Annotated in this window: 29 protein-coding genes; 15 read left to right on the forward strand and 14 right to left on the reverse strand. The window is 67.3% G+C overall.

Features of this window, described 5'->3' with window-relative positions; translation table 11 throughout:
• Positions 1-77: 77 nt before the first annotated feature.
• The 7 genes from leuD to leuB all read left to right on the forward strand — a co-directional run bounded on the left by leuD (position 78) and on the right by leuB (position 5666).
• Entirely contained in the window at positions 78-683 is a 606-nt protein-coding gene (gene leuD / locus ACO07Z_RS17780) for a 3-isopropylmalate dehydratase small subunit (protein WP_421699919.1), read from the forward strand.
• Positions 684-737: 54 nt separating this feature from the next.
• Positions 738-1124: a RidA family protein gene (locus tag ACO07Z_RS17785; RefSeq protein ID WP_307021055.1), complete on the forward strand. Its 387-nt coding sequence runs from the start codon at positions 738-740 to the stop codon at positions 1122-1124.
• Positions 1125-1209: 85 nt separating this feature from the next.
• The gene (locus ACO07Z_RS17790) at positions 1210-1551 is read left to right on the forward strand and encodes a ribbon-helix-helix domain-containing protein (protein WP_421699920.1); all 342 of its coding nucleotides are present in this window, start codon (positions 1210-1212) and stop codon (positions 1549-1551) included.
• Between the two features lie 136 nt (positions 1552-1687).
• Positions 1688-2083: a VOC family protein gene (locus tag ACO07Z_RS17795; RefSeq protein WP_244375156.1), complete on the forward strand. Its 396-nt coding sequence runs from the start codon at positions 1688-1690 to the stop codon at positions 2081-2083.
• A gap of 70 nt (positions 2084-2153) precedes the next feature.
• Entirely contained in the window at positions 2154-2690 is a 537-nt protein-coding gene (locus ACO07Z_RS17800) for a twin-arginine translocation signal domain-containing protein (protein ID WP_421699921.1), read from the forward strand.
• Between the two features lie 15 nt (positions 2691-2705).
• A complete protein-coding gene (locus ACO07Z_RS17805; RefSeq protein WP_421699922.1) occupies positions 2706-4277 on the forward strand; it encodes a GMC family oxidoreductase in 1572 nt (523 codons plus the stop codon).
• A 279-nt stretch (positions 4278-4556) separates the two neighbouring features.
• A complete protein-coding gene (gene leuB, locus ACO07Z_RS17810) occupies positions 4557-5666 on the forward strand; it encodes a 3-isopropylmalate dehydrogenase (RefSeq protein ID WP_421699923.1) in 1110 nt (369 codons plus the stop codon).
• 151 nt (positions 5667-5817) lie between these two features.
• Here leuB and ACO07Z_RS17815 read toward each other — a convergent pair whose 3' ends face one another.
• Both ACO07Z_RS17815 and ACO07Z_RS17820 read right to left on the reverse strand, forming a co-directional pair.
• On the reverse strand, positions 5818-6093 hold the full coding sequence (locus ACO07Z_RS17815; protein ID WP_421699924.1) for a hypothetical protein: 276 nt from the start codon (positions 6091-6093) through the stop codon (positions 5818-5820).
• Between the two features lie 97 nt (positions 6094-6190).
• Positions 6191-7129, reverse strand: a complete 939-nt coding sequence (locus tag ACO07Z_RS17820) for a polyprenyl synthetase family protein (RefSeq protein ID WP_421699925.1) — start codon at positions 7127-7129, stop codon at positions 6191-6193.
• A gap of 140 nt (positions 7130-7269) precedes the next feature.
• Here ACO07Z_RS17820 and ACO07Z_RS17825 point away from each other — a divergent pair, with 140 nt between their 5' ends.
• From ACO07Z_RS17825 to ACO07Z_RS17835, 3 genes are all read left to right on the forward strand, one after another.
• Positions 7270-7938, forward strand: a complete 669-nt coding sequence (locus ACO07Z_RS17825) for a biosynthetic peptidoglycan transglycosylase (protein WP_421699926.1) — start codon at positions 7270-7272, stop codon at positions 7936-7938.
• A 147-nt stretch (positions 7939-8085) separates the two neighbouring features.
• Positions 8086-8271 carry a 50S ribosomal protein L32 gene (gene rpmF, locus ACO07Z_RS17830; protein WP_018387408.1) on the forward strand — a complete coding sequence of 62 codons (186 nt, stop codon included), beginning with the start codon at positions 8086-8088 and terminating at the stop codon, positions 8269-8271.
• A 194-nt stretch (positions 8272-8465) separates the two neighbouring features.
• Positions 8466-9692 carry an alpha/beta hydrolase gene (locus ACO07Z_RS17835; protein ID WP_421699927.1) on the forward strand — a complete coding sequence of 409 codons (1227 nt, stop codon included), beginning with the start codon at positions 8466-8468 and terminating at the stop codon, positions 9690-9692.
• A 121-nt stretch (positions 9693-9813) separates the two neighbouring features.
• Here the strand turns inward: ACO07Z_RS17835 and phaR are convergent, their stop codons facing one another.
• Positions 9814-10410: a polyhydroxyalkanoate synthesis repressor PhaR gene (gene phaR / locus ACO07Z_RS17840; protein ID WP_421700839.1), complete on the reverse strand. Its 597-nt coding sequence runs from the start codon at positions 10408-10410 to the stop codon at positions 9814-9816.
• Between the two features lie 258 nt (positions 10411-10668).
• On the opposite strand from phaR, the gene ACO07Z_RS17845 reads away from it, so the two are divergent.
• Positions 10669-11847: an acetyl-CoA C-acetyltransferase gene (locus ACO07Z_RS17845; RefSeq protein ID WP_421699928.1), complete on the forward strand. Its 1179-nt coding sequence runs from the start codon at positions 10669-10671 to the stop codon at positions 11845-11847.
• A 137-nt stretch (positions 11848-11984) separates the two neighbouring features.
• A complete protein-coding gene (gene phbB, locus ACO07Z_RS17850; RefSeq protein WP_421699929.1) occupies positions 11985-12710 on the forward strand; it encodes an acetoacetyl-CoA reductase in 726 nt (241 codons plus the stop codon).
• Between the two features lie 42 nt (positions 12711-12752).
• Here phbB and ACO07Z_RS17855 read toward each other — a convergent pair whose 3' ends face one another.
• Positions 12753-13013, reverse strand: coding sequence for a PepSY domain-containing protein (locus tag ACO07Z_RS17855; protein WP_421699930.1), 261 nt, complete (start codon positions 13011-13013; stop codon positions 12753-12755).
• Between the two features lie 157 nt (positions 13014-13170).
• On the opposite strand from ACO07Z_RS17855, the gene ACO07Z_RS17860 reads away from it, so the two are divergent.
• Positions 13171-14073 carry a DMT family transporter gene (locus ACO07Z_RS17860; protein ID WP_421699931.1) on the forward strand — a complete coding sequence of 301 codons (903 nt, stop codon included), beginning with the start codon at positions 13171-13173 and terminating at the stop codon, positions 14071-14073.
• Positions 14074-14080: 7 nt separating this feature from the next.
• Here the strand turns inward: ACO07Z_RS17860 and ACO07Z_RS17865 are convergent, their stop codons facing one another.
• From ACO07Z_RS17865 to thpR, 5 genes are all read right to left on the reverse strand, one after another.
• Positions 14081-14521: a cupin domain-containing protein gene (locus ACO07Z_RS17865; RefSeq protein WP_421699932.1), complete on the reverse strand. Its 441-nt coding sequence runs from the start codon at positions 14519-14521 to the stop codon at positions 14081-14083.
• A 3-nt stretch (positions 14522-14524) separates the two neighbouring features.
• Complete coding sequence (gloB, locus tag ACO07Z_RS17870) at positions 14525-15298, reverse strand: hydroxyacylglutathione hydrolase (protein ID WP_421699933.1); 774 nt, start codon at positions 15296-15298, stop codon at positions 14525-14527.
• 79 nt (positions 15299-15377) lie between these two features.
• A complete protein-coding gene (locus ACO07Z_RS17875; RefSeq protein WP_421699934.1) occupies positions 15378-15896 on the reverse strand; it encodes an invasion associated locus B family protein in 519 nt (172 codons plus the stop codon).
• A gap of 198 nt (positions 15897-16094) precedes the next feature.
• Positions 16095-16508 carry a YkvA family protein gene (locus ACO07Z_RS17880; protein WP_421699935.1) on the reverse strand — a complete coding sequence of 138 codons (414 nt, stop codon included), beginning with the start codon at positions 16506-16508 and terminating at the stop codon, positions 16095-16097.
• A gap of 79 nt (positions 16509-16587) precedes the next feature.
• On the reverse strand, positions 16588-17121 hold the full coding sequence (gene thpR, locus ACO07Z_RS17885; protein ID WP_421699936.1) for an RNA 2',3'-cyclic phosphodiesterase: 534 nt from the start codon (positions 17119-17121) through the stop codon (positions 16588-16590).
• Positions 17122-17273: 152 nt separating this feature from the next.
• Here thpR and ACO07Z_RS17890 point away from each other — a divergent pair, with 152 nt between their 5' ends.
• Positions 17274-18107 (forward strand): MOSC domain-containing protein, encoded by an 834-nt coding sequence (locus ACO07Z_RS17890; RefSeq protein ID WP_421699937.1) that lies wholly within the window; start codon positions 17274-17276, stop codon positions 18105-18107.
• Positions 18108-18180: 73 nt separating this feature from the next.
• Here the strand turns inward: ACO07Z_RS17890 and ACO07Z_RS17895 are convergent, their stop codons facing one another.
• The 5 genes from ACO07Z_RS17895 to ACO07Z_RS17915 all read right to left on the reverse strand — a co-directional run bounded on the left by ACO07Z_RS17895 (position 18181) and on the right by ACO07Z_RS17915 (position 25446).
• Entirely contained in the window at positions 18181-19302 is a 1122-nt protein-coding gene (locus ACO07Z_RS17895; protein WP_421699938.1) for a DUF4167 domain-containing protein, read from the reverse strand.
• Positions 19303-19890: 588 nt separating this feature from the next.
• The gene (prmC, locus tag ACO07Z_RS17900) at positions 19891-20742 is read right to left on the reverse strand and encodes a peptide chain release factor N(5)-glutamine methyltransferase (protein ID WP_421699939.1); all 852 of its coding nucleotides are present in this window, start codon (positions 20740-20742) and stop codon (positions 19891-19893) included.
• Entirely contained in the window at positions 20739-21836 is a 1098-nt protein-coding gene (gene prfA, locus ACO07Z_RS17905) for a peptide chain release factor 1 (protein WP_421699940.1), read from the reverse strand. Before prfA ends, prmC begins: the two co-directional genes overlap by 4 nt.
• Positions 21837-21846: 10 nt before the next feature.
• The gene (ptsP, locus tag ACO07Z_RS17910; protein WP_421699941.1) at positions 21847-24114 is read right to left on the reverse strand and encodes a phosphoenolpyruvate--protein phosphotransferase; all 2268 of its coding nucleotides are present in this window, start codon (positions 24112-24114) and stop codon (positions 21847-21849) included.
• 81 nt (positions 24115-24195) lie between these two features.
• Positions 24196-25446: an aspartate kinase gene (locus ACO07Z_RS17915; protein ID WP_421699942.1), complete on the reverse strand. Its 1251-nt coding sequence runs from the start codon at positions 25444-25446 to the stop codon at positions 24196-24198.
• A 159-nt stretch (positions 25447-25605) separates the two neighbouring features.
• Here ACO07Z_RS17915 and ubiG point away from each other — a divergent pair, with 159 nt between their 5' ends.
• Positions 25606-26355: a bifunctional 2-polyprenyl-6-hydroxyphenol methylase/3-demethylubiquinol 3-O-methyltransferase UbiG gene (ubiG, locus tag ACO07Z_RS17920; RefSeq protein WP_421699943.1), complete on the forward strand. Its 750-nt coding sequence runs from the start codon at positions 25606-25608 to the stop codon at positions 26353-26355.
• Positions 26356-26381 lie beyond the last annotated feature (26 nt).

Here is a 26381-nt window from a genome sequence, read left to right on the forward strand (position 1 = left end):
CTGCGCAGGCGGAAGGCGAAGGCGGAATATCTGACGGAGAGCGGCACGCGCCGCCTCCGGAATCTGAGGAGAGTGCCGTGGACAAGTTCACCACCCTGACCGGCGTCGCGGCGCCGCTGCATCTGGTCAATGTCGATACCGACATGATCATTCCGAAGCAGTATCTGAAGACGATCAAGCGCACCGGGCTCGGCACCGGGCTGTTCTCCGAACTGCGCTACAAGGAAGACGGCTCGGACAATCCTGATTTCGTGCTCAACAAGCCGGCCTATAAGGGCGCGCAGATCCTGATCGCCGGTGATAATTTCGGCTGCGGCTCTTCCCGCGAGCACGCGCCCTGGGCGCTGCTCGACTTCGGCATTCGCTGCGTGATCTCCACCTCCTTTGCCGACATCTTCTACAATAACTGTTTCAAGAACGGCATCCTGCCGATCCGGGTGACGCCGGAGCAACTGGCGGCGCTGTTTGACGACGCGGCGCGCGGCGCCAATGCCAAGATCACCGTCGATCTCGAAAGCCAGACCATCACCGGCCCGGACGGCGGCTCGATCTCGTTCGACATCGACCCGTTCCGCAAGCACTGCCTGCTCAACGGCCTCGACGATATCGGCCTCACCCAGGAGAAGGCGGACAAGATCGCGTCCTATGAGGAAAAGCTCGCCGAGGAGCGCCCGTGGGCCTGAGTGCCCTTGGGCGTGAGCATGACGCCGCCGCGTGGCGGTGCCCGGGAGGCTTGAATGACCGAGCGTCGCCGTATCTCCTCCGGCTCCGCCTTCGAGGCGGAGGCCGGTTATTCCCGCGCCGTGGTGGACGGGAACGACATCTTCGTCTCCGGCACCACCGGCTATGATTATGCCGCCATGGAGCTGCCGGAGGATCTGGTGGCGCAGACCCATGGCTGCTTCCGCAACATCGCCGCTGCGCTGGCTGAGGCGGGCGCCAGCCTCGATGATGTGGTGCGCGTGCGCTACATCGTGACCGAGGCGGACTATGCCGCGACCGTCTTTCCGATCTTCGGTCAGTATTTCGCCAAGGCCCGCCCCGCCGCCACGCTCATCGTCGCTGGGTTGCTGCAACCGCAGATGAAGATCGAGATCGAGGTAACGGCGCGCCGGCAAGGCTGAGCCGGGTCACACCGCCTTTTCGCTTTACAGCGCCCGCGTCTCGGGATGGAATCGTTCAAAACGAGAACACCCCGGGAGACGCTCCATGTGCCACATCTTCGCCGGCCAGGCGCCCGAAACCTATGAGAGCCAGACGCGCTCGGTGCGCATTGGCGGCCATTCCACCTCGATCCGCCTCGAAGCCGCCTTCTGGACCGTGCTGGAAGAGGTCGCCGCCCATCAGGGCATGAGCGTGGGCAAATTCGTCACCAAGCTGCATGACGAGGTGCTCGACCTGCATGGCGAGGTGCGCAACTTCGCCTCGCTGCTGCGCTGCTCTTGCCTGATCTACCTCGCCGAGCTGCGCCCCGCCGGCATCGCCCCCGCAGCCGCCCGCGAGCGCTACCTCTGCGAGAGCGCCCGGCTGCATCTCCACGCCGCCGAATAGGCGGCAGGCATGCCGCGCCGGCAATGCACATCGTGGTGATGTGTTAGCGGTCTACCACCTGCCGCTTCCTCCCGGGCCTAGCATCCTCGTCAAGGCGACCTGCGTCGCCGAATGAGGTTCAAGGTCGGAGGTACAGGTGGCGAAGGCCATTCATTCGATGATCCGCGTGCTCGACGAGGCGCGCTCGGTGGATTTCTACGCGCGGGCCTTCGGGCTCACGATCGCGCAGCGGCTTCCCTTTGACGGCTTCACGCTGGTCTATCTCCGCAATCCGGAAGCCGATTTCGAGGTCGAGCTGACCATCAACCACGACCGCACCGAGCCCTATGTGCTGGGCGACGGCTATGGGCACATCGCCTTCGTGGTGGACGATCTCGACGCTGAGCATGCGCGCTTCACAGAAGCTGGCCTTAATCCGCAGCCGGTCAAGGAGTTTTTCCACGAGGGCGCGCTGCTCGCCAAGTTCTTCTTCGTCACCGATCCCGACGGCTACAAGATCGAGGTGCTACAAAAACACGGCCGCTACCGCTGAACGACCGCGCCGATACGCCAAGCGGTGCGTGAATAGAAAAATAATACATAAAATTACCCGGGAGGTAACAATGCCAACACTGATCGACAGGCGCGGTCCGTCACGCCGCGCCGTGCTCGCCGGCCTCGGTGCCGCCGGCGCGCTGATGGTGAGCGGAGCGGCCGTGCTCAACCCGCGCGAGGCGTGGGGGCTGGAAGTCACCACGCTGAAGCCGGAGACCATGCGCACGCTCATCGTCATGGCGCGCGACGTCTACCCGCATGACCGCGTGCCCGACCGCTTCTACGCCATCGCCATGAAGCCCTATGAGGCGGACGCGGCGAAGGACCCGGCGCTCAAAGCGCTGGTCGAGGACGGCGTGATCACGCTCGACACGCTGTCCAAGGCCAAATACGGCGCGGCCTATGCCGATATCGGCTGGGAGGACCAGCGGGTGGCGGTGCTGCGCGAGATCGAGGACAGCGCCTTTTTCCAGAAGGTGCGCGGCGGTCTCGTGGTCGGCCTCTACAACCAGGAGGAGGTGTGGCCGATCTTCGGCTATGAGGGCTCCTCGGCCGACAAGGGCGGTTACATCGACCGCGGCTTCAACGACATCGCCTGGCTGTGAGGGGAGACGAAATCCATGTCCGCACCCTTCGATCTGAATGACGATTCCGTTGTGGTCATCGTCGGCTCCGGCGCCGGCGGCGGCACGCTCGGCACCGAGCTGGCGCTCAAGGGCATCAAGGTGGTGATCCTTGAAGCTGGTCAGCGCCACAACATGGAAGACTTCGTCAACAACGAGTGGGAGAGCTTCTCCCAGCTCGCCTGGAAAGACATGCGCACCACCTCCGGCTCGTGGCGGGTGCACAAGAACTTTCCCAACCTCCCCGCCTGGATCGTCAAGGCGGTGGGCGGCTCCTCCGTGCACTGGGCCGGCGCTTCGCTGCGCTTCCAGGAACACGAGTTCAAGACCCGCACCACCTATGGCGACATTGACGGCGCCAATCTGCTCGACTGGCCGATCACGCTGGCCGAGCTGGAACCCTGGTACGCCAAGGCCGAGGACCGGATGGGCGTGACCCGCACCAACGGCATTCCCGGCCTGCCCGGCAACAACAACTTCAAGGTGTTCGAGGCCGGGGCGAAGAAGATCGGCTACCAGGAGGTCTCGACCGGCCGGATGGCGATCAACAGCGAGCCGCGCGCAGATCGCGGCTCCTGCCAGCAGATCGGCTTCTGCTTCCAGGGCTGCAAGTCGGGCGCGAAATGGTCGACGCTGATCGCCGAGATTCCGCGCGGCGAGGCCACCGGTAATCTGGAAGTGCGCCCGCAGAGCATGGTGCAGAAGATCGAGCACGATGCCTCCGGCAAGGTCACCGGCGTCGTCTATGTCGACAAGGATGGCAAGACCCAGCGCCAGAAGGCACGCATCGTCGCCGTGGCCGGCAACTCCATCGAAAGCCCGCGCCTGCTGCTCAACTCCGCCAGCAGCCAGTTCCCGGACGGCCTCGCTAATTCCTCGGGGCAGGTGGGGCGCAACTACATGCGGCACATGACCGGCTCGGTCTACGGCATCTTCGAGAAGCCGGTGCACATGTATCGCGGCACCACCATGGCTGGCATCGTCCGCGATGAGGCCAGGAACGACACCAAGCGCGGCTTTGCCGGCGGCTACGAGATGGAGACGCTCTCGCTCGGCGTGCCGTTCATGGCCGCTTTCCTCGATCCCGGCGGCTGGGGCCGTTCCTTCACCTCCGCCATGGACGGCTACGTCAACATGGCCGGGCTGTGGATCGTCGGCGAGGACATGCCGCAGGAGACCAACCGCGTCACGCTGAACACCGACGTGAAGGACCAGTACGGCCTGCCGGTCGCCAATGTGCATTTCGACGATCACCCCAACGATGTCGCGATGCGCAATCACGCCTATGGCCGCGGCGCGGCGATCTATGATTCGGTGGGCGCGGTGCGCACCTTCCCGACGCCGCCTTACCCCTCGACGCATAATCTCGGCACCAACCGGATGAGCGAGAAGGCGCGCGACGGCGTGGTGAACAAGCACGGGCAAACGCACGACATCCCGAACCTGTTCATCTCCGACGGCAGCCAGTTCACCACCGGCGGCGCCGAGAACCCGACGCTGACCATCGTCGCCCTGGCGCTGCGCCAGGCGGATTTCATCGCGGGAGAAATGTCGCGCAAGACGATCTAACCGGGCAGAGGCTACGTAGAAGGGGTTGCCGGCATGCCCCCCGGCCACCCCTCGGGGTGTCGCCTAAACTCGTCCCACTCGAGCGCGATCCGCTCGTCTTGCTTTAATCGGATCCGGCTCCAGGCCGCTGGCGTTTGCGCGCCAGCGGCTTTTTTCTGCCGCGCGAGTAGGCCCTCGCCGGTGCCGGACCGGCCAATGTCTTGCCAGCGTCAGGCTTAGCGATTAGCAACGCTTCGCCTGAGACAGAGGCGAAGCCCCCAAGGCGAATGCGAGGAAACCATGGCGACCCACAAGCTCCTGCTCCTTCCCGGCGACGGTATCGGCGTCGAAGTGATGGCCGAGGTGAAGCGGGTCATTGACTGGCTCGACCGGCGCGGCGTCGCCTCCTTCGCCATCGAGGAAGACCTCGTCGGCGGGGCCGCCTATGATTCCTGTGGCCAGCCGATTTCCGAGGAGGCGATGGCCAAGGCCTTCGCGGCGGACGCGATCCTGCTCGGCGCCGTGGGCGGCACCAAATGGGCGAATGTGCCCTATGAGGACCGGCCGGAGGCGGGCCTGCTGCGGCTGCGCAAGGACCTGCAGCTTTTCGCCAATCTGCGCCCCGCCGTCTGCTATCCCGCGCTCGCCGACGCTTCCAGCCTCAAGCGCGAGCTGGTCGAGGGTCTCGACGTGCTGATCGTGCGCGAACTGACCGGCGGCGTCTATTTCGGCGAGCCCAAGACCATCACCGACCTCAGCGATGGCCAGAAGCGCGCCGTCGACACTCAGGTCTATGAATCCTATGAGATCGAGCGCATCGCCCGCGTCGCCTTCGAGCTCGCCCGCACCCGTCGCAACAAGGTGGTCTCCACCGAGAAGCACAATGTGATGAAGACCGGCCTGCTGTGGAAGCAGGTGGTGAGCGAGGTGCACGGCTCGGCTTACGAGGATGTGCAGCTGGAGCATCAGCTGGCGGATTCCTGCGGCATGCAGCTGGTGCGTGCGCCCAAGCAGTTCGACGTCATCGTCACCGACAATCTGTTCGGCGACATTCTCTCGGACGTGGCGGCGATGCTCACCGGCTCGCTCGGCATGCTGCCCTCCGCCTCGCTGGGCGGGGTCGAGGAGGTCTCCGGCCGTCGCCGCGCGCTTTATGAGCCCGTGCACGGTGCCGCGCCTGATATCGCCGGCAAGGGGCTTGCCAATCCGATCGCCATGATCGGCTCGCTGGCCATGGCGCTGCGCTATTCCTTCGGCGAGCTGCAAGCCGCCGACCGCATCGAAGCGGCGATCGCCGGCGTGCTGGCGGGCGGCGTGCGCACGGCGGATATCTATTCCGAGGGCAAAACCCGGGTCGGCACGTCAGGCATGGGCGATGCCATCCTCGCCGAGCTCGACAAGGCCAACTGAGTCGCCGGACCCGCTCCACCTGATGAAAAGCCCGGCTCGTGCCGGGCTTTTTGCTGTCCGACCTTTTGTGTCGCGGCTCGGTCCATGAAAAAGCCCGGCACGAGCCGGGCTTTGATGTCATCAGGCAAAGGCGCCGAAAAAACGGGGCGAATCAGTAGCCCGGCAGATCGAAGCGGCTCGGCAGCGGCCAGCGAATGCCGGTGATGCCACCATCATTGCCATACTGCGGATACACCGACTGGGCGACATAGATGTAGTTGAGGTCGCGTGCCGTGCCAGGCTTCACCACCGGGCCGGGATCGAGATAGGAGCGCGGCGGCAGCTTGCGGATGATGATGCGGTTGCTGTCCTGCGCCTGAGCAGGAGCCGTGGCGACGACGGCGGAGCCGGCGACAAGAGCGGCAATGGCGAACAGGGCGACACGCATCTCAACCTCCAGGAAACGGTCGCGTCGCGCGGCGCGGACGGTCTCGTTCGGTACAACATTGCCCGGAACTTATCGTTCCGTCGAGATGATGAAAGTCCTAATTGCGCCGATCGGCGATGAAAAATGCCGCTTCCACGAGAAGTGTGGCCGCGCTGCCAAAGTCGGCGAGGGCCGCTTCCGCCTCGCTGACTAACCGCGCCAGCTCTGCCCGCGCGCCGTCAATGCCCAGCTTTCCGACCAATGTGGCCTTGCCGGCGGCGGCATCCTTGCCCACGGCCTTGCCCACCAGCCCCGCCTCGCCCTCTACATCAAGCAGGTCGTCGGCGATCTGGAAGGCGCGGCCGACCGCGCGGGCGTAGCGGTCGAGGCTGGCGCGCTCACAGGGGCTGGCCCGCCCCAGCAGCGCCCCCGCTTCGCAGGCCTGGTGCAGCAGCGCGCCGGTCTTCATCGCCTGCAGTTCGATGATGGAATCAGCCGGCAGATCGAGCGGAACGCCGTGCGCCGCGCCTTCCGCGAACCGGCCTTCGGCGGCGAGGTCGAGCATCTGCCCGCCGATCATCCCTGCCACTCCCGCCGCGCGGGCCAGGCTGGAGACGAGGGCGAGACGCACCGCCGGATCAGGGTCGGTCGCTTCCTCCGCGAGGATCTCGAAGGCGAGGGTCAGCAACCCGTCGCCCGCCAGAATCGCAGTGGCCTCGTCATAGGCGCGGTGCACGGTGGGCCGGCCGCGCCGCATATCGTCATTGTCCATGGCCGGCAGGTCGTCATGCACCAGCGAGTAGCAGTGGATGCACTCCAGCGCCGCCGCAGCCGGCATCGCCGCATGCGAGGGGACACCGAACAGGGCTGCCGATTCGATCACCAGGAAGGGGCGCAGCCTTTTGCCGCCGGCGAGGGTCGCGTGCCGCATGGCCGCCGACAGACGCGCGCCGGGCGCTCCGCTGCGGGCGATGGCGCCGTCGATATAGGCCGCGACGGAATCGGCGGTGGCGGCGAGTGCAACGGCGAGGGGCGGGCGGTTTTCGACAGCGGGCATCGGACCGAGGGATCGTTCAAGAGGGGTAATGCGTTGCGTGCCCGAGGCGGGCGGTGGGGTCAAGCGAGGCGATTGCCGCATCCTGTCCCGGTCGACCGGCGGAAGCGGGGCAGCTACAGTGCCCGGGGCGGGGAGAACGCATGGGTCGGGTGTGGAGCTGGGTCTGGAAGATCGCACTCGTGGTGGTGGCGACCCCGCTCGTGCTTGGTCTTCTCTATAATGTGCTGCCCGCGCCCTCCACGCTGATGCTCGGCCGCTGGGCCACCGGCCAGTCTGTGGAACGGGTGTGGCTGCCTCTCGACGAGATTTCGCCGACGCTCATCCGTTCCGTGCTGGCCTCGGAGGATGCGCGCTTCTGCTCCCATTCCGGCATCGACATGGTGGAATTGCAGGGGGTGATCGACGAATCGGACGGGCTCAACGCGCCGCGCGGGGCCTCCACCATTACCATGCAGCTCGCCAAGAACCTGTTCCTGTGGAACGGCCGCAGCGTTATCCGCAAGGGGCTGGAGCTGCCACTGGCGCTCTATCTGAACGCGGTGATGACCAAGCATCGCCAATTGGAGATTTACCTCAACATCGCCGAATGGGGGCCGGATGGGGAGTTCGGCGTTGAGGCCGGGGCGCAGCGGGCCTTCGGTCGCTCCGCCCGCGATCTGACCGGACGGCAGGCGGCACTGCTCGCGGTCATGCTGCCCAACCCGCACAATCGCAACGCCGGCAAGCCGGGACGAGGGCTGAACCGGCTTGCGGGAAACCTGCAGGCGCGCATTCCGCGCGAGGGGCCGGAGCTGACCTCCTGCCTGTAAGACGCGCCGCGCGGGAAGCGTGCGACAGAATTGCGTCAGCCCCTTTCGCTCGCGCCCATGAGTCTGTATAAGCCGCCACTCGAATTACGCACCATCCGGCGCGGCCCTTCCGACTGGGCGTGAGCCAGGCCGGGACAGGAGAAGACCATGGCAGTTCCGAAGAAGAAAACCAGCCCGTCGCGTCGCGGCATGCGCCGTTCCGCCGACGCCCTCGCCAAGCCGACCTATATCGAGGACAAGGATTCGGGCGAGCTGCGCCGTCCGCACCACCTCGACCTGAAGACCGGCATGTACAAGGGCCGTCAGGTTCTGAAGGTCAAGGCCGAGGCCTGATCGCCCCGGACCCGTGCCGATCTGTCTGAAGCCGGCCCTCGGGCCGGCTTTCGCGTGTTCAGCCGGCATTTTCCCCGCGTGGCGGTAACGATCCAGAAGCGTTGGTGCCGTATCCTTGTAGGGTCGCCACTGCTATCGTGCCGGCCGCCCCTGTGAAGGGGTGATCATCGGGCGCGTCGAACGGAGAGCCTGTCGTGTCGCGTAAGTCTAGTCGTGGATCGCGCAGCGGCTTCGTTTGGATTGTGGCGCTGGCGCTGATCGCGCCTGTGCTGGCCGGATGTGCCGGGCGCCCGGGGCCGGACGCGCTCTCCGTCATTACCGACGAGGATGTCAGCATCAGCACCCACACGCTGCTGGTGGCCTCGGCCCGTGCGCGCGACCCGCGGCCCGGCGTGTTCTACAATGGCGAGCGCACCCCGGAACTGAGCTTCGCCAAGGTTCAGGTCAGCGTTCCGCCTACTCACAAATCCGGCATGGTGGAGGCGCCGACCAAGTCGCCGCCCAATCCCGCCACCGACATGGTGGTGCGCGAGGCGGTCTATCGCGAGACGCCGAAGGAATTCACCGCCGATCTCAAGAGCGAGCTGGCGAAATACCCGGCCGGCAAGCGGCAGGCGGTGATTTTCGTTCACGGCTACAACACGCTGTTCTCCGAGGCGCTCTATCGCCTCACCCAGATGGCCGAGGATTCCAAGGCCACGGGCGTCGCGGTTCTGTTCACCTGGGCGTCGCGCGGCGAAGTCGCCGACTATGTCTACGACAATAACAGCGCCACGGCGGCCCGCGACCGGCTGGAAGAGACGATCCGCCTCGTCTTCGATAGCGGCGCCGACCAGGTGAGCATCGTCGCGCATTCCATGGGCAATTGGGTGACGGTGGAGGCGCTGCGGCAGATCCAGATCTCCGGCAAGCGCCTGCCGGTGGAGAAGATCGGCAACATTGTGCTGGCCGCGCCGGACATCGATGTCGACGTGTTCAAGAGCCAGCTCAAGCGCTTCGGCAAGCCGCCCAAGCCCTTCATCGTCATCGTGTCGAGCGACGACAAGGCGCTGGCCTTCTCCAACTTCATCGCTGGCGACAAGCCCCGTCTCGGTGCTTACACCCAGGATGCCGAACTGGTCGAGCTGGGCGCCGTCGTCGTCGATATGTCGAAAGTGAAGTCGGTCGACGGCTATAACCACGCCAAATTTGCCCAGCTGGCGGAGATGGCGCCGGAACTGCGCGGCCTGATCGCGCGCGCCGCGCAAGGCCAGGCCGCGCCGCCATCCAATGTCGAGGTGGCCGGCATCCGCTTTGTCGGGCTGGACCGTGTCCGCGCGGCGCAGGTGACCTCGGGGCTGCCCGTGGTTCAGGTGCCGGCGAGTGGGGCCGCCACGGGCGATGCCACAGTCGTCACCGCCAATTCCGTGGCGCAGCCCTGACCCACAGGCGCCGGCGCCGCATCCCGGCTTGCCACGGTCGGTGGTGAGGGAGACCTCGCGCGTGACGTGAGGCGGCGCCGCCGGGCCGGCCGAGAGCCGGCGCGGCCGTTTCCCCACCGGATCAGTCCTTCTTGCCGGCGTCGCCGAGCTTGTCGAGCCGCTTCTGCATATCCGCCACCTGGCGGCGCAACTCGTCGAAATCACCCGCCTGCGGAGCGGCCGGCGCTGCAGGCGCGGTGGGCGCCTCGTCGCGCCCGTTCGGCAAGAACATCTTGAAGGTGCGGTCGAACATTTCCATGTTGCGCCGCACCTGTTCTTCCAGCATGCCGAACCCGCCTATACCTCCCATGCCGCCAATGCCGAGCGTCTTGGTGAAGTGTTCCCGCAGGTTGTTCTGTTCCTTGCTGAAATTTTCGATCGACATGTCGAGATAGCGCGGCACCAGCATCTGCATGCTGTCGCCATAGAAGCGGATGATCTGGCGAAGGAAATTGATCGGAAGCAGGTTCTGGCCTTTGCCTTCCTGCTCGAAGATGATCTGGGTCAGCACGGAATGGGTGATATCGTCGGAAGTCTTGGCGTCGTAGACGACGAAGTCTTCGCCGTTCTTGACCATCTGCGCGAGGTCTTCGAGCGTTACATAGGTGCTCGTGCCGGTATTGTAGAGGCGGCGGTTCGCGTATTTCTTGATGGTGACGGGTTCGGTGGATTTTGCCATTGTGATCCAGTCGCCTTGATCGTTTCCCATTGAAAACTCTAGGACGTTTCCCGCCGCCCGGCTACAGGAATTGTGGCGCCCTGTGGCGCGCGCGAAGGCAGGGTGCAGCGCACGCCTGACCTCACGTCAAGAATATCCGCCTGCCATTGACATGGATCACAGGTGGCCACCACGATGCTGTCACACCTAAATAACAAGGTGAGGCGCCGGCCGGGAGGCCGAGCCCGCATCCAGGAACGGTACCGGAGGACGTCATTCATGAAAGACGGCATCGTCATTGTCGGCGCCGCGCGCACGGCGGTCGGCGCGTTCAACGGCGCGCTCTCGTCGCTGCCCGCCCATGAGCTGGGCAAGATCGCCATCGCGGCCGCGCTGGAGCGCGCGGGCGTCGCGCCGGGCGAGGTGAGCGAGACCATCATGGGCCAGATCCTCACGGCCGGCGCGGGCCAGAACCCGGCGCGCCAGGCCTCGGTGGCGGCCGGCATCCCGGTGGAAAGCCCGGCCTGGGGCGTCAACCAGCTCTGCGGCTCGGGCCTGCGTGCCGTTGCCCTCGGCTATCAGGCGATCCTCAATGGCGACAGCGACATCGTCGTCGCCGGCGGCCAGGAATCGATGAGCCAGGCGCCGCACTGCGCGCATCTGCGCAACGGCACCAAGATGGGCAGCCTTGAGATGGTCGACACCATGATCAAGGACGGCCTGTGGGACGCCTTCAACGGCTATCACATGGGCACCACCGCGGAGAACGTCGCCCGCCAGTGGCAGATCACTCGCGACGAGCAGGACAGCTTCGCCGTCCGTTCGCAGAACAAGGCTGAGGCGGCGCAGAAGGCCGGCCGCTTCAAGGACGAAATCGTCCCGGTGACCATTGCCTCGCGCAAGGGCGATATCGTGGTCGCCGATGACGAATACCCGCGCCATGGCGCTACCATCGAGGCGATGACCAAGCTGCGCCCCGCCTTCTCCAAGGACGGCACGGTCACCGCCGGCAATGCCTCCGGCATCAATGACGGCGCCGCCGCCGTGGTGCTCATGTCCGCCGCCCGGGCCGCGAGCGCGGGCAAGAAGCCGCTGGCGCGCATCGTCTCCTGGGCGCAGGCCGGCGTCGATCCCGCCATCATGGGGTCTGGGCCGATTCCCGCCTCTCGCCGCGCGCTGGAAAAGGCCGGCTGGGGCGCCGCCGATCTCGACCTGATCGAGGCCAATGAGGCTTTCGCGGCGCAGGCCTGCGCGGTGAACAAGGACCTCGGCTGGGACACCGACAAGGTGAACGTCAATGGCGGCGCCATCGCCATCGGGCACCCGATCGGCGCCTCGGGCGCCCGCATCCTCACCACGCTGCTCTATGAGATGGAGAAGCGCGACGCCAAGAAGGCGCTCGCCACGCTGTGCATCGGCGGCGGCATGGGCATCGCCATGTGTCTTGAGCGCGACTGAGGCGGACGGTCGCGGCGGGCATCGGCCGTGGCTCCAACCGAACCCGGCGGCAGGGCGGGTGACGCCTTGCCGCCGTCACAAATCGACGTACAACCGTCGCGAGTTCCCTTGGGAAAGGGACGCCAGAGGGGGGAGACATGGCGCGAGTTGCATTGGTCACGGGCGGAACGCGCGGTATCGGCGCGGCCATCGGCAAGGCCCTCAAGGCGGCGGGCTATACGGTCGCTGCCAATTATGCCGGCAATGACGCAGCAGCGGCAGCGTTCACGGCGGAAACCGGCATTGCGACCTTCAAATGGGACGTGTCCGACTTCGAGGCCTGCAAGGCGGGCATTGCAGAGGTGACGGAGAAGCTGGGCCCGGTCGAGGTGCTGGTGAACAATGCCGGCATCACCCGCGACGGCATGCTGCACAAGATGTCGCCGGAGAACTGGCACGCGGTGCTCAACACCAATCTGACCTCGGTGTTCAACATGTGCCGCAACGTGATCGAGGACATGCGCGAGCGCGGTTTCGGCCGCATCGTCAACATCTCCTCCATCAACGGCCAGAAGGGCCAGATGGGCCAGACCAATTATTCCGCCGCCAAGGCCGGCGAGATCGGCTTCACCAAGGCGCTGGCGCAGGAAGTCGCGCGCAAGGGCATCACTGTAAACGCCATCTGCCCCGGCTATATCGCCACCGAGATGGTGCTGGCGGTGCCCAAGGACGTGCTGGAGAAGAGCATCCTGCCCCAGATTCCCGTCGGGCGGCTCGGCCAGGCGGAAGAAATCGCCCGCTGCGTGGTGTTCCTCGCCGCCGACGACGCCGGCTTCATCACCGGCTCGACCCTCTCCGCCAATGGCGGTCAGCTGCTCAGCTGAGCCGAACGCCGCCCGCCGCGGCGGCGGGCGGCTCGATGCCCGTTAGCGGGTGTCGGTCTTGAGCACCTTGCCCGTCGCGGGATCGATGTCGATCTCGATCTTGCGCTGGGCGGCGTTCATCCCTTCCACTTCCCACTTGGCATCATCCAGCTCGATCTTGGTGACGTGCGCCACGCCATTGTCGCGGGCGATACGCAGCGCGTCGTCGATGCCGGTGGCCGGAGCCTGCGTCTGGGCATACGCCGGCACGGCGAACAGCGCGGCAAGGGCGAGGGCCGGGGCGAGGGTACGAGCGACGATCATCAGGGGGAACTCCTCGGAACAGGGGTGACGTTTGGTAATCGGCCCCCGCGCCGGAGGTTCCCGTGCGCGGCGCGATTCCCGGTCGGCGGCAGGCCGAAAACGCCCCTTGGCGTGCGCGGCCGCGCCGGTCATAAGGAGCACCCGTACAGGTGTTCCCATGCCCTCTTCCGCGCCCTCCGCTCCCGCCCGCTCCCTGTCCCGCCAGATGGCCACACTGATTGGCTTCAGTGCCATTCTCTTGTGGTCGACGCTGGCGCTGACGACATCCTCCACCGGTGCGGTGCCGCCCTTCCTGCTCACCGCGCTCACTTTCGCCATTGGCGGGGCGGTCGGTCTGGTCACGGCGGTGGCGCGCGGCGTCGGGCTTGGCGTGCTGCGCCAGCCCTGGCCGGTGTGGCTGCACGGCGTGGGCGGGCTGTTCGGCTATCATTTCTTCTATTTCTCGGCGCTGAAGCTGGCGCCTCCCGCCGAGGCGGGGCTCATCGCCTATCTCTGGCCGCTGCTCATCGTGCTGATGTCCGCTTTCCTGCCAGGGGAGAGGCTGCGGCCGGCGCACATTATCGGCGCGCTCATGGGGCTGGCCGGCACCGTCGTGCTGCTCGGCGCCCGGGCGGGCGGCTTCGGCTTCGCGCCGGAATATGTGCCGGGCTATCTCGCTGCCGCGCTGTGCGCGGTGATCTGGTCGGTCTATTCGGTCGCCTCGCGCCGCTTCGCCAGCGTGCCGACCGAGGTGGTAGCCGGCTTCTGCCTCGCCACCGCCGCGCTCTCCGCGCTCTGCCATGCGCTGTTCGAGCCGTCCGTGTGGCCGGCGGGGGCAGGGGAGTGGCTGGCGGTGGTGGCGCTCGGCATCGGCCCGGTCGGCATCGCCTTCTACACCTGGGACATCGGCATGAAACGCGGCGACATGCGCCTGCTCGGCGTCATGTCCTATGCGGCGCCGGTGCTCTCGACCCTGCTGCTGGTGCTGGCGGGCTTCGCCGCGCTGAGCTGGTCGCTGGGGCTCGCCTGCGCGCTCATCGTCGGCGGCGCGGCGGTGGCGACGCTGCTGGTGCGGCGCTGATCCCGGCTCAGCCCGGCGACCAGCCGGGCGCGGCCAGTTCGAAGCCGGCAAATTGGAAGCCGGGCGCCACGGTGCAGCCAACCAGCGTCCAGTCGCCGAGGCTGCGCGCGGATTGCCAGGCGGCGCGTGGGACGATGCGCTGCGGCTCCTCGCCCGCGTCAATGCCCGGTCCGAGCCGATGCGGCACGACCGGCCCGGCATCGCCCGGCGCGATGGAGAGTTCCAGCGCCGCGCCGGCGTGCCAGTGCCATATCTCCACCGCATCCACCCGGTGCCAGTGCGACACTTCACCGGCCGCCAGCAGGAAATAGATGGCGGTTGAGGCCGAACGCCCGTCCGGCGTCAGCTGGGGATCGCGGAAGGTCTCGCGGTAATGCCCGCCCTCCGGGTGGGGGACAAGGCCGAGGTGGGCGACGATGTCGGCGGCGGAAAACCCGTTCAGCCGCATCGCTCAGCCCCGGAAGCTGTTCTTCAGGCTACGCAGCTCGGTGAACACCGCTCCCGGCTCGGCGCCGGGAAGGCCGATGCGGGCGGCGAGTTCGGGATCATCGGCGCGCATGAAGGGATTGGTCGCCTTTTCCGCGCCGATGCTGGTCGGCAAGGTCGGCGTGCCGGCGGCGCGCTGCGCCTCGATTTCCCTAAGGCGCGCGGCGATGGCGGCGTTGTCGGGGTCGACGCTGAGCGCGAAGCGGGCATTGGAAAGGGTGTATTCGTGCCCGCAATAGACCGCGATGTCGTCCGGCAGGGTGCGCAGCCGGGCGAGCGATTCCCACAACACCGGCGGGTCGCATTCGAAGGGGCGGCCACAGCCCATGACGAACAGCGTGTCGCCGGAGAACAGCAGGCGCTCCTCCTCGAACAGGAAGACGATGTGCCCCTTGGTGTGGCCCGGCGTCTCCATCACCCGCCCGACCAGCCCGCCGACGGCGACGGGATCGCCATCGACCACGGCGAAGTCGAGGCCGGGAATGGTGTCGCGCTCTTTGCGCGGGCCGATCACCGTCGCGCCGAAACGCTCTTTCAGCGCCTCGACGCCGGCGATGTGATCGGTGTGGTGATGGGTGACGAGAATATGGGTGAGCGTCCAGTCCTCGCGTTCCAGCGCAGCCAGAACGGGAGCCACCTCCGGCACGTCGATGACGGCGGTGGCCTCGGTCACGGGGTCGCGCAGCAGCACCGCGTAATTGTCGGCGAGGCAGGGGATGAGCCGCAGTTCGGCAGGCATGATCACCTCGAAGATTGGCGCTCGGGGAATGGCGGGGCGCGAAGCCGCCGCCGGCAGTCTAGCAGGCGCAGATGGCGCGTCAGCGGCATTCCTGGGCGGCGCGGTCGATGGCCGCCGAGATGCCGCTGAGCGAATAGGTGTCGGTGGTGACGTTGCCGCGCACCGATGTGCTCTTTACCACCACGTCCTTGCCCTTGCGCAGCGCATCCACCAGCCGCGCCTCTTCCGCGACGTTGCGCACCCAAGCGCCAGTGCCGCGCGTATAAAGGTCGAAATTGTTGGTGCCGATGGTCAGTGTGGCGTCGGTGCCTTCCTTCAGCGCGAAGCCCATGACCACGCTGACCTCGCCCTTCACATTCTCGGCGGTGCGGGTGGAGATGAAGAAATAGGCGGGATCGCGCTTCAGCCCCGCCGGCATGCGGGTCTTGGGCTGGGAGAGTGCGTAGCAGATTTTGCCGCTGCCGCTGGTGTCGAGATAGACGCCCCAATCCCCGGACTGGGTGACGAGCTTTGGCGCACCCTGGGCACTGGCGCCGCCGATGCCGATCAATGCCATTGCCAGGCCGGCGAGTGCGGCGCGCACGGTGCGTCGTGCCATGGTCTGCATCCTCCGTATCCTAAAGGGCCGCCAGCGGCGGCTCCGCGTGATTCTCCGTCTCAGCGGCTCAGGGATATCCGCGCTGTTGGCGGCTGTGAACCCTTGGAGCCCCGATCGGACGGCTTTGCTGATCAATTGGCGAAAGGGCAGCGGCGAATTGATGGCAGGAGCGGCGCCTGCGGCAAAGATAGCTGCCAGTCAACGGGCGCGCAGCCGTGCCAGAGCGCCCTTGGCCGCCGCACGGTGGTCGGCGCCTATATGGCTGGCGAGCAGATTGAGCGCCGTCGCCAGCACCGCCGCGTCGTCGGTGAAACCGAGGCCGACAAACACATCCGGCACCGCATCGGTCGGGAGCAGGAAATAGGCGAGCGCGCCGAACAGCAGCGCCCGCACCCGCGTTGGCGTCTGAGTGTCCAAGGCGCAATAATAGGCGGCGGCCGCGTCCTCGGCGAAAGGGATGCGCGAGAGCGCGCCGGCCAGCTTCGGCCAGAAGCCAGCGCGCACCCGGGCCTCGTCCGCCGCGCTGGCGCCGGAAAGCCCCTCGCGTTCGGTGCCTAGCGGATCGGCATCGAGAAGGTCGGCATCAAGGGCAGGGTCGGCTCTTTGGCTCATCTCGGTCTCCGGACGACCCATGGCTGGGCCAGCAACCAAGACATGGTTGCCGGCTTCGCCTTTCGCAACGGGCGCGCCGTCACATCAGCGGATAGGCGGCCTCGACCCGATAGGGTCCGCCGCCGATGGAATCGCGCGAGGAATAGAGCACGAAGCGCGAGACCTCGAAGGTGCTGCTGCGGAAATAGCCGCGCAGGGCGAGATAATCCGCCACCTGCCGGGGCGCGGCATCGCGTAGCCGGGCGAGGGTGACATGCGGGCGGAAATTGCGCCCTTCCGGCGGCAGGCCGATGCGCTTCATCGCCCGCTCGTGCTCGGCCTGAAGCTCGGTCAGCGCCGGGTTGGCCTGCACGCCGGCGAAGATCGAGTGGGGCTTGTGATTGCCGAACTGGTCGACGCCCGACAAAGTGAGATCGAAGCCGAAGCGTTCGATCTCGTCCAGCGCGGCAGCGGCATCGCGGGCGACCACATGGTCGACATCGCCGATGAAGCGCAACGTGACGTGGTAATATTCCGGGCTGATCCAGCGGGCGCCGGGAAGCCCGCCGCGCAGCATCGACAGGTGTTCGGCGATGTCGGCCGGAATTTCGAGGGCGGTGAAGAGCCGCGGCATGACCCCCTCCTGGTGGTTTCGGCAGGGAACCCGCCATCCATTGAGACGGATTCGTAACCCGAGGAAAAGCTAAAATTGCGACAGGCAAAACACGGGCCGCCGGAGTCGCCCGCTGCGGCTGACGTGGGCGCCCGGAGCCGATATGGTGAGGCATGATGAGCGAATCGACCGACGACGCCGACCTTTTCACCGCGGCTGACGAGGCGCCGAAGTCTCTCAGCTTCGCCAGCATCCAGTCGATCTACCGTTACCCCGTGAAGGGGCTGACGCCGGAGCGGCTCGACCTGGTCGAGCTTGAGGCGGGCGGGTACTTTCCCGGCGACCGGCTCTACGCCATCGAGAACGGCCCTTCCGGCTTCATCCCGGAGGCACCAGCCTTTCAGCCCAAGATCAAGTTCCTGATGCTCATGCGCAATGAGCGGCTCGCGGCGCTTGAGGCCCGCTACGACGACGCGGCGGCGGAGCTGGTCATCCGCCTCGACGGCGACGAGGTGGCGCGCGGCCGGCTTGACACGGCGGAGGGGCGGGAGGCGATCGAGGCGTTCTTCCAGCGCTATTCGCGCTATGAGCTGCGCGGCGCGCCGCGCGTGCTGGCGGCGCCGCCGGCCTTCCGCTTCGTCGACACCACCGAGGGCTATGTCTCGCTGATCAATCTGGCGAGCTGCCGGGCGCTGGGCGAGATCATCGACCGGCCCGTGGACCCGCTCCGCTTCCGCGGCAACCTCTATCTCGACGGCATGGAGCCGTGGGAGGAGTTCGACCTGGTCGGCCACACCATCGAAGTCGGCAGCCAAGTTCGACTCAAGATCACCCAGCGGATTTTCCGCTGCGCCGCCACCAATGTCGACCCGGCGACGGCCAAGCGCGACATGGACGTGCCGGGAACGCTGATGCGGACCTTTGGCCATACGGATTGCGGCGTCTTCGCCGAGATCGAGCAGGGTGGGCTCATCGCCGAGGGCGATTCGCTCCGCATCACTGTCTGAACCTTCCGGCGCCACACGCGCTCCCGCAACGAAAAAGGCCCGGCATGCGCCGGGCCTTTTCATTTGGGTCAACTCACTCCGCGACTTCCGCCGGGGCGGTGTCGGCGCCTTCGCCTTCACCTTCCGCATCGGCGCGGCGGTAGCGGCGGCGGCGGGTGCGGGGCGCACGGGCCTCGCCATCCTCGGCCGGGGCTTCCTCCGGCGCCGGCACGGGGGCCGCCTTGGCGGCACGGCTGCGGCCGGGCGCCTTCGGAGCGGGGGCTGCCGGGGCAGCCGCCTCTGCAGGCGCGGGCTCCGCCGCCGGCTGAGAAGCGGGCACGGCGGCCGGGATCGGGGCTTCGGTGGCCTTGGCCTCCGTTGCTTCCGCCGGCGCCTCGTTCCGGCGCGGTGCCGCTGGGGTCACCGGGGCGGCGCCGCCGCTCTGGGTGATGAAGGCCGGCAGGCCGATCTCGGCTTCCACATCCGGCCCTAGGCGCGGCTGCGGCTGCTGGGCGGGGTCGCGATAGCCGCCCTCGCCACCCTCGCGGGGCGCCCGGTTGTCGCGGTAGGGGCGGTTGTCGCGCGACCAGCGGCCCTCGCGGCCCTCATTGCGCTCGGGGCGGTCGCCCCGGTCACGATCCTGCCCGCGCTCGGCGTGGCGGTCCTGGTTCCGGTCTTGGTTCCGATCCTGACCGCGGTCCTGATTGCGATCCTGGTTCCGGTCCTGATAGCGGTCGGAACCGCGCTCGCGATTGTCGCGCCGATTGTCGCGGTCACGCGGGAAATCGCGCTGGCCCTCACGCGGGCCGCCTTCACGGTGCCCATTCTCGCGGTAGCCGTTCTCGCGCGGCGCCTGCGGCTCGCGAACCTGATAGGCCTGCGGCGGCTCCGCGCCGCCCTCGTCCATCTCGTCGTCGAAATCGTCGTCGTCGTTGCGCTGGTAGGGCTGGCCCTGCACCCCGAACTGCGCCTGGGCGGCGGCGATGATGCGGTAATAGTGCTCGGCGTGCTGCAGATAGTTCTCGGCGGCCACGTGATCGCCGGAGGCCTGCGCGTCGCGGGCGAGCTGCTGGTACTTCTCGACGACATGCTGGGCCGTGCCGCGCACCTTCACGTCCGGGCCGTTCGACTCATAAACGCGGGTAAGCGGATTCTGGCTGCGCCGATTGCCGTTGTTGCGGCCGCGCGTACGCTTCTGCTGATTGTTATTTCGCATCGAGCTGGTCTCTGGTGCCCCACAAAGCCGGACGGCAGTGCCGTTCGGTGCCACACGGGCGGGTCAATCACACGGTGTCCGCTGTGCCGTTGCTTCGGCTTCAACCATCGTCACGGCACGGCGGCAAATCTCGCCGTCAGCCGGGGAAAAGCTGCCGCAGGCCGGAACCCCAGCGGGGCTCCAGTCATGCCGCAGGTCGACCTCGACCATCGGGCTTCTTCCATGGGAGCGCATCTCGACGATGCATCGTCGCCGGCCATGCCGACGACGCTCCGTCCGAACCGCATTTCTCCGGCCCAGACCCGGCGCGCGCACGGATGCGCTGCGGCCGACCCCATGTTTCATCGCGCAACCGAAGCCACGCCGATAAACTCTTGGAGCGTTCGCCCCTTAATGAAACAGGTCGCATCCAGGCTCTTCGCAAAGCGCTGAACGCCACTGCCAGCGACGAGCACAGCTACCCGAACAAATGAGCGGCCGGCGTTCCAGTCACCAAGAGGCAGTTGATGTCTCAGGACGATTCCTGCGAAAGACACTAATCGGTTCGGTATCGTGTTCCAAGCCCTTTTTTGTGGCGCTTCCTCGCGATCAAGCCTTTCGGGCGATCATCGCGCGGGCGATTCCGGCGAGATCGGCGCGTGCCGGGCCCTCGACGCTGAGGCCGGCGGCGGCGAGCAGTCCTGACACTTGGCGCTCCTGCCCGATGCCCAGTTCCAGCACCGCGTAGCCGCCCGCCACCAGGAGGCCGGGCAGCGCCACCGCGAGGGCGCGGTAGGCATCGAGCCCCTGCGGCCCGCCATCGAGCGCGAGGAGCGGGTCGTGCGTCCGAACCTCCCGTTGCAGCGTCGGGATATCGGTGCTTGGAATGTATGGCGGATTGGAGACCACGAGATCGAAGCCGCCAGTGAGCGCCTCCCCCCAGTGCCCCACCAGCACCGCCGCGCGCGTGGCAAATCCAAGCGTCGCAAGGTTTGCGCGCGCCTGCCGGGCGGCGCCCGGCGCGAGGTCTACCCCTACGCCGAAAGCGGCGGGATACTCGCTCAACAGCGCGGCGAGCAGGGCGCCGGTGCCGGTGCCGAGATCAAGAAGGCGCAGCGGGGCGGACCGGTCGGGGAACAGCGACAGCGCCGCCTCCACCAGCGTTTCCGTCTCCGGGCGCGGTACCAGCGTTTCAGGGCTGAGGGCGAGATCGAGGCTCCAGAACTCACGCCGTCCGGTCAGCCGGGCCAGCGGTTCGCCAAGGGCACGGCGTTCCGCGAGGGCGCGAAGGCGGGTCGCATCCTCGTCCGCGACGTCCTGTTCGCCTCGTGTCACGAGGTCGAGATCGGTGAGGCCGAGGCCGCCACGCAGCAGGGCGCGGGCCTCGCGCTCGGGCTCGTCCATGCCGCTTTCGGCGAAGGCTGCGGCAAAGGCGCGCAGAAGGGCGGTGCGGGTGGTCACCGCTCGCCCCAGCCGGCGCTTTCGGCTTCCGCCAGCAGTGCGGCCTGATATTCGGTCGTCAGCGCGTCGACGAGTTCGCCCAACGCGTCGCCGGCGAGAATTTCCGGCAGCTTGTGCAGGGTGAGGCCGATGCGGTGATCGGTGACGCGCCCCTGCGGGAAATTATAGGTGCGGATACGCTCGGAGCGGTCGCCGGAGCCGACCTGCACCTTGCGCTCGCTGGCGCGGGCGCTGTCGCGCTTCTCGCGCTCGGCCTCATAGATCCTCGCCCGCAGCATGCCCATGGCGCGCGCCTTGTTCTTGTGCTGCGAGCGCTCGTCCTGCACCGCGACGACGGTGCCGGTGGGAATGTGGGTGATGCGCACCGCGCTTTCGGTCTTGTTGACGTGCTGGCCGCCGGCACCGGAGGCGCGGAATACGTCGATGCGCAGGTCGGATTCGTTGATCTCGATATCGACATCCTCCACTTCCGGCAGCACCGCGACGGTAGCGGCGGAGGTGTGGATGCGCCCGGAGGCCTCGGTGTCCGGCACGCGCTGCACACGATGGACGCCCGATTCGAATTTCAGCTTGGCGTAGGCGCCGGAGCCGTGCAGGCCGGCGACGATTTCCTTGAAACCGCCCGCCGTGCCCTCGGTCATCGACAGCACCTCGACCGACCAGCCATTAAGGCCGGCGAAGCGCTCATACATGCGGAAGAGGTCGCCGGCGAACAGCGCCGCCTCGTCGCCACCCGTGCCGGCGCGCACTTCGAGGATGACACCGCGCTCGTCCATCGCGTCCTTGGGCAGCAGGGCGAGCCGCACCGCGTGGGAGAGGGTCTCGACCTCCTCCTCCAGCGTCTCCGCCTCTTCCTGCGCCATCGCCGCCATCTCGCGGTCGCCCGCCGCGTCGACGGCGAGGCCGCGCGCCTCGATGAGCTGACGCTCGGCGCGGCGCAGCGCCTTCACGCTCTCGACCAGCGGCGAGAGGTCGGCGAATTCGCGCGAGAGGCGCACATAGGTTTCCGCCTCCGGGCTGGCGGAGAGGGCGTGCTCGATCTCGGCATGGCGCGCGAGGAGCTGGTCGAGGCGGGCATCGGGCAGGGCGGTCACGCGGCGGCACTCACAGCGGCAGGCCGGCCTTCTCGGCGAAGGCGGCGAGCTGCGGGCGCAGCGACGCCACCTCGCCGCGCGTGCCGAGCAGCGGTTCGACAAAGGCGGAAGCGGCGGTCAGGTCGAGTTCGAGCAGCATCGCCTTGACCGGGCCATAGGACGCCGGGGAAACTGACAGTTTGCGGTAGCCGATGGCGGCGAGCGCCAGCGCTTCCAGCGGGCGCGAGGCCAATTCGCCGCACAGCGTGACCGGCTTGCCGTATTCCGCCGCCTTGTCGATGATCAGCTTGAGCGCCCGCAATGCCGAGGGGGCGAGCGGGTCGAAGCGGTCGGCGACGCGGGCATTGCCGCGATCGGCGGCATAGAGGAACTGCACGAGGTCGTTGGAGCCCACCGAAGCGAAGTCCACCCGGCTGAACAACTGGTCGAGCTGGAACAGCAGCGCCGGCACTTCCAGCATCACCCCCACCAGCACCCGCTCGGGCAGTCCGTGGCCGTGCCGGCGCAGATGGGTGAGTTCGCGCTCGACGATGTGGTGGGCGCGATCATATTCCTCCACCGCCGACACCATGGGGAAGATGAGGCGCAGCTCGCGTCCGGTGGCGGCGCGCAAGAGCGCGCGGATCTGGCTGCGGAGCAGGCCGGGCCGGTCGAGGCCGAGGCGGATCGCCCGCCAGCCCAGCGCCGGGTTCTCTTCCTCGATCGCCCGCATATAGGGCAGCACCTTGTCGCCGCCGATGTCGAGGGTGCGGAACACCACGGGCCGTTCTCCCGCCGCGTCCAGCACCGAGCGGTAGAGCTTCAGCTGCTCATTGGTGCGGGGGAAGGCGGAGGCGATCATGAACTGCAGTTCCGTGCGGAACAGGCCGATGCCGGTGGCGCCGGTCTCGGCGATATGCGGCAGGTCGACCAGCAGGCCGGCATTGAGGTGCAGTTCGATCGGGGTGCCATCCTTGGTGACGGTCGGCACGTCGCGCAGGGCGGCGTAGCGCTCCAGCCGCTTGGCCCGGAACCGCACCTTGTCGACATAGGCGTTCTCGACATCGGCGGGCGGGCGGATATGCACCTCGCCCGAGACGCCGTCGACGATCACCGCGTCGCCGGCATCGACCTGGCCGACGACGTTCTCCATATGGCCGACGGCGGCGATGCCGAGCGCCCGCGCCACGATGGTGAGGTGGCTGGTCGCCGCGCCTTCTTCCAGCACCAGGCCGCGAATGCGCGTGCGGTCATAGTCGAGCAGCGCCGCCGGGCTCATATTGCGGGCGACGATGACGGCATTGTCCGGCAGCTTGATGTGCTCGGAACCCGCCGCGCGGCCGGTGAGCTGGCGCAGCAGCCGATTGGCGAGATCGTCGAGATCGTGCATCCGCTCGCGCAGATAGGGGTCCGTCATGCGCAGCATGCGGGCACGGGTGTCGGACTGCACGCGCTCCACCGCGCCCTCGGCGGTGAGGCCGGTCATGACCGCCTCGCGCATGCGGCCGATCCAGCCGCGATCGTGCGCGAACATGCGGTAGGCTTCGAGAATTTCCCGATGCTCGCCGACGCGGGCGACGCCCTCATCCTCCAGCATGGTGTCGATGGAGGCGCGCAGTGTCTCGACCGCCCCGTCGAGCCGCTTCAATTCGCCGGGAAGGTCGTCGGCGATGACCTTGGTGACCTCGATGCGCGGCTCGTGCAGCACCACATGGCCGAGGCCGATGCCTTCCGACAGGGCGAGGCCCTTGAGGTGCAGCGGTCGGCGCGCCGCCGGCTCGGCGCCGGGCAGCGCCATGGCGGTGAGCTCGCCCGAGGCGATGATCTCGGCCAGCACCATGGCCGTGGTCTGCAGCGCCTCGATCTCCTCCTCGGTATAGGAGCGGTGGGCACGGTTCTGCACCACCAGTACGCCGAGCGTGTTGCCGGCGCGCAAGATCGGCACGCCAAGGAAGGAGTGGTAGATTTCTTCGCCCGTTTCCGGCCGGTAGGAGAAGGCCGGGTGGGCCTGGGCGTTGGACAGGCTGATCGGCTCGGCCTCGCGCGCCACCGTGCCGACGAGGCCCTCGTCGATCCGCATTACCGTGAGATGCACGGCGGTGCGGTTGAGGCCTTCGGTGGCGTAGAGTTCGAGCGTGCCGTCGACGCGCAGCACATAGACCGAGCACACCTCGGCCACCATGTTGGCCGCGATCAGTACCACGATCTTGTCGAGGCGGTCCTGCGCGCTCACCGGCTCCGCCATGACCTCGCGGAGACGCCTCAAAAGCACGCGCGGGCCGCCGAGCGCGCCACGCATGGGCCGTCCTCGGTTTCCGGGAGCCGCTATCCCGGAGCGTCACTTAAGACGGCGCGACTCGCGCCGCGCCGTTGCCTGACTTCAGGCGTCTAGCCCGTATACCGAATGCAGCGTTCGCACGGCAAGCTCGGTATAGGCGGCGTCGATCAGCACCGAGATCTTGATCTCGGAGGTGGAGATGGCGCGGATGTTGATTCCGCGCTCGGAAAGCGCCTTGAAGGCCCGTGCCGCGACACCCGCATGGCTGCGCATGCCGATACCGATGATCGAGACCTTCACCACGTCGGTGGCGCCCTCGATGCTCTGGAAGCCGATCTGGTCGCGCACGACGGCAAGGGCCGCCTTGGCGCGTTCAAAGTCGGTGCTAGGCACGGTGAAGGTGATGTCGGTGAAGCCCTCGGCCGAGATGTTCTGGACGATCATGTCGACATTGATGTTCGCGTCCGCGAGCGGCACGAACACATTGGCCGCGATGCCGGGCTGGTCCGGCACATGGCGAATGCTGACCTGGGCTTCGTCCCGGGCGAAGGCGATGCCGGTGACGACTTCACTCTCCACGATTTCCTCCTCGTCGCAAATCAGGGTGCCGGGCGGGTCGCCGGCGGTCTTGAGTTCCGGGGCGTCCGGATCGGTGAAGCTGGAGCGCACGAAAGTGCGCACCTTGTGTACCATGGCGAGCTCGACCGAGCGCACCTGAAGCACCTTGGCCCCGAGCGACGCCATTTCCAGCATTTCCTCGAAGGCCACCTTCTCCAGCCGCCGCGCCTTCGGCACGATGCGCGGATCGGTGGTGTAGACGCCGTCGACATCCGTGTAGATGTCGCAGCGGTCGGCCTTGATGCCGGCAGCGACCGCCACGGCGCTGGTGTCCGAGCCGCCGCGCCCGAGCGTGGTCAGGCGCCCGCTCGGCAGGTGGATGCCCTGGAAGCCGGCGATAACGGCCACCTCACCTAGGGCGAAGCGATTGATGATCTCCTCGCCGTTCACGTCGAGGATGCGGGCGGCGCCATGGGCGTCATCGGTCGAGATGGGCAGTTGCCAGCCGAGCCAGGAGCGGGCCGGAATGCCCATGTCCTGCAGCACGATGGCCAGCAGGCCGGAGGTGACCTGTTCGCCCGAGGCGACGATGGCGTCATATTCGCGCGCGTCGTGTAGCACGGCAGCTTCGCGGCACCAGGCGACCAGCTCATTGGTCTTGCCGGACATGGCCGAGACGACGACGGCGACCTGATGGCCGGCCTCCACTTCCCGTTTGACGTGCCGCGCAACGATGCGAATGCGCTCAATGTTGGCGACTGAGGTGCCGCCGAACTTCATCACCAGACGTGCCATTGCGGGAAACCGTACCGTGTTCTTCTGTGGGGCCGGGCGGGAGGAGGTGGGCTCCCGGCCCAAAAGGCGCGTATACATATCCACCTCGCGCCGCGCCCGCAACGGCAGCGCGCGAGCTTGGAATCCCTCTCGGCACGGCCGGGCGAAGATGAGGCGCCGATGACCGCAACCGCCACCACCGTCGATCCCCGTGAAGTCGAGCGCTTCGCCGCGCTGGCCGCCGAATGGTGGAATCCGCGCGGCAAGATGCGGGTGTTGCACAAGTTCAATCCCGTCCGGCTCGCCTATCTGCGCGAGACGATCACCGCGCATTTCGGCCGCGATCCCCGCGCCATCCGCCCGCTGGAAGGGCTGCGCCTGCTCGATATCGGCTGCGGTGGCGGGCTGCTGAGCGAGCCGCTGGCGCGCATGGGCGCCGATCTCACCGGCATCGATCCCGCCGAGCGGAATGTCCGCATCGCCGCGCTGCATGCGGAGGAAAGCGGCGTTCCCGTCGATTACCGCGCCACCACGGCAGAGGCGCTGGCCGATGCCGGCGAGCGATTCGACGTGGTGATGGCGATGGAGGTGGTGGAGCATGTCGCCGATGTCGACCTGTTCCTCGCCCGCGCCGCCGAAATGGTGAAGCCGGGTGGGCTCATGGTGGCGGCGACGCTGAACCGCACCAAGCGCGCCTTCGCCCTCGCCATTGTCGGCGCCGAGTATGTGCTGGGCTGGCTTCCCAAGGGCACCCATGACTGGCAGCGCTTCGTCACGCCGGAGGAATTGCAGGCGGCGCTGGAAGCGGGCGGCCTGCGGGTGATCGAGCGCGAGGGCGTCGTGTTCAACCCGCTGGCGGATGAATGGCGGCGGTCCGGCGATCTTTCCGTCAACTACATGATGCTGGCGGAGCGCCCCGCCGCGTCCTAGTCTCGCTGACCGGCAAAGATCGCGTC

This window comes from Ancylobacter sp., assembly GCF_965229075.1.
Lineage (GTDB): Bacteria > Pseudomonadota > Alphaproteobacteria > Rhizobiales > Xanthobacteraceae > Ancylobacter.